Origin of the sequence: Domibacillus robiginosus, from assembly GCF_000966195.1 — a bacterium.
In the GTDB taxonomy this organism is placed as follows: Bacteria; Bacillota; Bacilli; order Bacillales; family Domibacillaceae; genus Domibacillus; species Domibacillus robiginosus.
In genome coordinates, this window is record NZ_LAHL01000062.1 from 1 (window position 1) to 3,273 (window position 3,273).

The window sequence follows — 3,273 nt, forward strand, 5'->3', positions numbered from 1 at the left end:
CTGAAAAATCTCCACCCTTTCCCCCTTGTATGGAGCATTTTTTGGCGGTGCTGGCAATTCGCCAAGCTCACCATACCCAAAACGAGGAGCATCGGGAATGAGCTTGCTGCGGCCATTGTACCGCCAAAAACCGCCTGCGCTGCCGATTCTGATAAATCCCTTTTGCTTAATTTAATCACGCTAGTTCGTGGGGTTTAGCCCCCACACGACTAGCCAGCTACCACCCCAAAACAAGGGGAAAACATAAAAAAAAGAGCGACTTATATAAGTCACTCTCAGAAAAAAAGTAGTTGAAAAAGTGGGGAATATACAATTATTTCTTTGTCCTTTTAGTGTATGCAGTTCTGACAAAAGGTTGATAGGGAAAAAAAAGTGATTACTAGAAATTAGCCGTTCCAGTTTATTTTCTTCGTGAATACATGTATCTCAAAGAAAGGAGGGAGAAGGATGTCATTAAATTGTTGCTCCTGTGATAGATCGGAAGGGAGAAGGATATTTACTGCAGATGAAGTAAGAAGAGTTAACGAATTTTATAGGGAGTTTCTAAAAACATTTGGGCGGGCACCTACAGTAGCTGAGAGAAGATGTATGTTAGGAGTATAGAGTTTTCCCCTTGTATGAAGCATTTTTTGTATGTAGAATTCATTTCTGTTTAAAATCTGAAATTCGAGACGAATTGATCGACTTTGTTAATGCAAATTCCTCACCGAATAATCTTTAAAAAAATGATAATCCTATAAAACAACATGTTTTTTAGGGGTGAATACTATCGGCGGATCAATACTTTTCCTTTTATTTTTCATTGGTGCCTTTGTCGCTATAGCTTGGCTAATGTACCAAGGTTTCAGTCCCAACAGTAAACTTAATAGACCAGAACCAGAAGACGAAAATAAGCAGCAGAATAACCAATAATCGCGCCTGTCAACGGTACCGGAATGAAGCGAGAGCGGAATGAGGATAAGGAGTTGACAGGCTCATCTGTCCAAGACCCTCTTGGCATTGAACAAACCATGTTTGTTCCTGCCAACCGGCGAGGGAGCCCCCTCAAATGTGAGGGGGATGGGGGAGTTTTTTATAAGGGGTACAGGGGAAGAGTTCCCCTGGCGGGTTTGGGCAGCGCCCATGGTTTTGCACGCGTTGGCGTGCTTTTTCGCTTGCGAAAAAAGCCGTCGCAGACCTCACACTTTGCGATGTAAAGTATAGTGAGCTATACTTTACATGGAAGTTGTGCCGAAAAATAAAACCAAAACCTGGGGGTGCTGCCGCATGAGTTTTGCGGTCTGCAGGATGGATAAAATGAAGGCTCCGGCTTTGAAAGGAATCCAATTTCATAATCAAAGAGAACGGGAAAGCCGAACGAATTTTGATATTGATGAATCAAAAACAAAACTGAATTATGATCTGGCCAACGATGCAAATATTGACTACAACAAACAAGTAAAAGAAATTATTGAGAGCCAGAAAACAGGAGAGAGAAAAATCCGAAAAGATGCGGTTCTGGTGAATTCGTGGATGATCACATCTGATTCGTCATTTTTCGACAAGCTGAAACCGGCGGAAGAACGGCGATTTTTTGAAGAAGCTTATGACTTTTTTTCAGATCGGTATGGAAAACAAAATATCGCGTATGCCGTTGTACATAAAGACGAGAAAACACCTCATATGCACGTTGGGGTTGTACCCATGCGTGATGGAAAATTGCAGAGTAAAAATATTTTCAATCGGGCTGAGTTGCTTGCGATCCAGGATGATTTTCCAAAGCACATGAAGGAAAAAGGCTTTGATCTGGAGAGAGGGGAAAAAGGATCTGATCGGGAGCATGTCACCACACAAAAATTTAAAGCAGCCACATTGAAAGAAAACATTCAAAACCTAGAAAAAACGTTGCTAGAAAAAGAGAGAGAAACACAAGAAATAAGAAATCAATTGGTGGAAATGAAAGAAGCAGCTGAAGCGATAAAGCCGATTGAACAAATCGATTTCAAGGAAAGCTCCTTATTTGGCTCTAAAACGGTCAAATTAGCCGTTGAAGACTTTGAGAGTATCAAAACCCTAGCAAAAGCATCAGAGGGGCTTAAAATTGAAAATAAGCGCCTTAATGAAAAAGGTGATGCAGTGGTTGAGAGCTATACAAAGCACATGGATGAATTTTTGGAATTACAGGACGATTTTGCTCATGAAAAGCGTGTAAATCAGCATTTGAGGAAAGAAAATCAAAAATTGCAGCGGGAAAACAAAAGTTTGAAAAAACAGTTGGAATTCGTTCAAAAGTTTTTGATGGAAAACCAGCTGGTTGATCAGTTTCAAGAATGGGCTAATGAACTGAAAAAGAAAGTAAAAAAGACATTAAGAAAAACAGAAGAATTAGAGCGTTAAAAAAATAGTTAAATTAAATTTAACTATTTGGTAAAAAAAGTTTAACTGAATAAGGTTCCAAATAAAAAGCCCCGTGGATAGGGGCTTTTTATTTTAGGTTTTCTCTTTCCCTTAAAGCTTTAAAGCGATCAAACTGTTTTCGGTATTCATAATCTTTATTTTCTTTTTTGCTTACAAGGATTTTCCCATCGTATTTAGCGTATTTTTTGCTGGAACGTGAATCAGTCCAAGCAAGATCGGCATTAACTAGATAAACGTTTGATGTTCCCATTTTCAATACGTCAATAAAGCCGTTTTCTTCTAGCAATTTGATAGCTCTGTAGATGGTCATACGGGATTTACCAAAATAGTCTTCAAAAACAGAATAAGAACATGCTAAGGCATTTCTGTTGTCCATATGCTCAAGAATAAAAAACAAAAGTGAACTAGCAAAAGAATGATTAGTCATTAGCCAACGCATTTCTGGCATGTGATCTCGGTATAGCTGAACAAAATTAGTGTTTTTGTCTTCCTGCTCTCTTTGCTGCTCTTCTTCTTTTTGTTCTTCGTGCATTTCTAACAGTCTTTGTAGCTTTTTAAATTCATCTTCACTTACTTCTAGAGTAATTTTTTCGTCCTTATCCTCTTTCATGTGCAAAACCTCCATATGTACCTCCCTGAACGTATCACAAGCTATGATACATATACGTTTCAAATTTGTTACATCGTATAACATTTACTGATACATGTAAAGACAAAAATGGTTTATCTTGTATCGATATGTATCACAGCTGATGTTACATATATGTATCACAGCTGATGTTACATTCCAATCTCCAAAACCCTTATATATCAAGGTTTCTGTAAGTCTCTCTTTCTATATCTATAAGGGGCTATGCTCCATACAAGGTACGGGTC

Annotated in this window: 2 protein-coding genes; one reads left to right on the top strand and one right to left on the bottom strand. The window is 38.6% G+C overall.

Annotated features, from left to right (window positions below; genetic code table 11):
- Positions 1–1,266: 1,266 nt before the first annotated feature.
- On the top strand, positions 1,267–2,376 hold the full coding sequence (gene mobV / locus VP97_RS21085; protein WP_050184133.1) for a MobV family relaxase: 1,110 nt from the start codon (positions 1,267–1,269) through the stop codon (positions 2,374–2,376).
- A gap of 88 nt (positions 2,377–2,464) precedes the next feature.
- On the opposite strand, the gene VP97_RS21090 is transcribed toward mobV, so the two are convergent.
- Positions 2,465–3,007 carry a replication/maintenance protein RepL gene (locus VP97_RS21090; RefSeq protein ID WP_050184134.1) on the bottom strand — a complete coding sequence of 181 codons (543 nt, stop codon included), beginning with the start codon at positions 3,005–3,007 and terminating at the stop codon, positions 2,465–2,467.
- Positions 3,008–3,273: the final 266 nt, after the last annotated feature.